Source organism: Dietzia sp. SLG310A2-38A2, assembly GCF_014145095.1.
Taxonomy (GTDB): domain Bacteria; phylum Actinomycetota; class Actinomycetes; order Mycobacteriales; family Mycobacteriaceae; genus Dietzia.
In genome coordinates this window covers 1,912-3,941 of the sequence record NZ_JAALDX010000470.1, presented here as the reverse complement: position 1 = coordinate 3,941, position 2,030 = coordinate 1,912, and the positions used below count along the sequence as shown (strand labels likewise).

Below are 2,030 nucleotides of genomic sequence, written 5' to 3'. Positions count from 1 at the left end.
CGGTCGTCGCAGCGGCCGCGACGACCGCCGTTCTCACGTGGTGTTCGATCCTGGTCGGTTGACTCCGTCACTCTGACCCTTTCTACTATGTAACGTAGTAGAAAGTGGCCCGGTCGCGGGCCGGTCCACGTCCTCGATCGCACCCGCAGGAGTCCTCCCGTGTCCCGTCGTCCGAGTGTCCCGGTCATCGCGTTGTCCGTCGTGGTGACTCTGCTCATCGTCCTGGTCGTCATCCTCCTCGCCCGGGATGTGACCGGCGGCGATCAGCCCGCGGCCGGGTCCGCGACCGGCTCCGCGGCGGTGTCCGACGAGCGTCAGACCAGTCCCGAGCAGGCCCCCGGACCGGAGTCCATGGAAGGCATCGCGCGATTCGAGGAGGGGGACCCGATGGCGATGGGCCCGGTGGACGCTCGGGTCGTGATGACCGTGTACTCAGACTTCCGCTGCCCGTTCTGCGCGAAGTTCTCCCGCGAGGTGGAACCGGCGCTGATCGAGGAGTATGTCGACGGCGGCGATCTGCGGATCGAGTGGGTTGACCTGCCGATCTTCGGGGAAGAGTCGATGATCGCCGCCCGGGCCGGGCGTGCCGCCGCGGACCAGGGCAGGTTCTGGGAGTTCACCGAGGTCGTGTTTGCCGACGCCCCCGACCGTGGTCACCCGGATCTCGGCGAGGAGGCGTTGGTGGGCTACGCCGCCGAGGCCGGGGTCGCCGACCTCGACCGTTTTCGCGCGGACATGACCGGCGGGGCGTACGACGAGGCCATCCGATCGGACTACCAGGCGGCCACCGCGCTGGGCGCGACCTCCACCCCGACCTTCCTCATCAACGGGACGGGGATCGTCGGCGCCCGCTCCGTCGAGACGTTCCGCACCGTCATCGACAGCTCGCTGGACGGGTGAGCGGGCACATATGACAGAACAGATCGGGCTCGTCGGGGGTTTCCTCGGCGGCGTGCTGAGCATCCTCAGCCCCTGCTCGGCGCTGCTGCTGCCGGCCTTCTTCGCCTACGCCTTCGGCACCCGCCGGATGCTCCTCGCCCGCACCGGGCTCTTCCTGCTCGGCCTCGCGATGGTCCTGGTTCCGCTGGGGGCGGGAATGGGGGCGATCGGCTCGTTGTTCACCCTCCACCGCGGGACCGTCACGCTGATCGGCGGCCTCGTCGTCGTCGTCCTGGGTGTCTACACCGCCCTCGGGGGCGGCTTCCGGCTCCCCGGCCTGTCGGACGCCTCCTCCCGTGTCACCGGCAGCGGTCCGGTGTCGGTCCTGGCGCTGGGCGCGCTCTACGGCTTCGCCGGGTTCTGTTCCGGCCCGCTGCTCGGAGGGGTGCTGACCCTGGCGATGGCCGGGGGATCGCCCGCCTACGGCGCCGCGGTCATGGGCGCCTACGCGATCGGGATGGTGGTCCCGCTCGCGATTCTCGCCCTGGCATGGGACTCGCTGGGCGTGTCACGCCGCCGGGTGCTCCGGGGTCGCGAGCTCACCCTGGGGCCGGTCCGCACCCACACCACCTCGGTCATCGCCGGGTCGTTGTTCGTCGCGGTGGGTCTGCTGTTCGTGCTCTCCGACGGCACCGCGGCGCTCGGCTCGCTGATGGGGGTCGACGAGCAGTTCGAACTCCAACTCGCCGTGGAGCGCTGGGTCGCCGGGGTGGACGATCTGTGGTTCCTCGTGGCGGCGCTTGCCCTGGCCGCCGTGGTCCTCGCCGGGTGGGTGCTGCGCGACCGATGCCGCGCGCGAGGGGGTCGGGCGGGGGAGAGGCAGACGCAGGAGGGGCAGACGCAGGAGGGGCAGGCGCGGGACCGGAGCCGCCCGTCGGGTCAGGAACCGGCCCGGAGCTGAGCCCGCATTTCGGCCATCGGGGGCCGCTCGCCGGGGGAGACGTCGACGGTCTCGGCGTGGAACCCACCCCCGACCGGATCGCGTCGGTGCAGGGTGAGGGTGTCGCCCGGGACGGTGGCGTCCGGTGCCCGACCGTGGCGCCGTAGGCGACTGAGCACCGCGAGGTGCTGGTGCATCGCCATCACCGCCA

At 71.3% G+C, this 2,030-nt stretch carries 2 protein-coding genes and 1 pseudogene; 2 read left to right on the top strand and 1 reads right to left on the bottom strand.

The window, feature by feature from the left end; genetic code table 11:
* Positions 1–159 precede the first annotated feature (159 nt).
* Entirely contained in the window at positions 160–900 is a 741-nt protein-coding gene (locus G6027_RS15330; protein WP_346995764.1) for a DsbA family protein, read from the top strand.
* A 10-nt stretch (positions 901–910) separates the two neighbouring features.
* Positions 911–1,840, top strand: coding sequence for a cytochrome c biogenesis CcdA family protein (locus tag G6027_RS15325; RefSeq protein WP_182637920.1), 930 nt, complete (start codon positions 911–913; stop codon positions 1,838–1,840).
* Here G6027_RS15325 and G6027_RS19045 read toward each other — a convergent pair.
* Positions 1,819–2,030, bottom strand: a pseudogene (locus G6027_RS19045) (glucosyl-3-phosphoglycerate synthase); the annotation flags it as partial. The gene G6027_RS15325 and the pseudogene G6027_RS19045 overlap by 22 nt on opposite strands.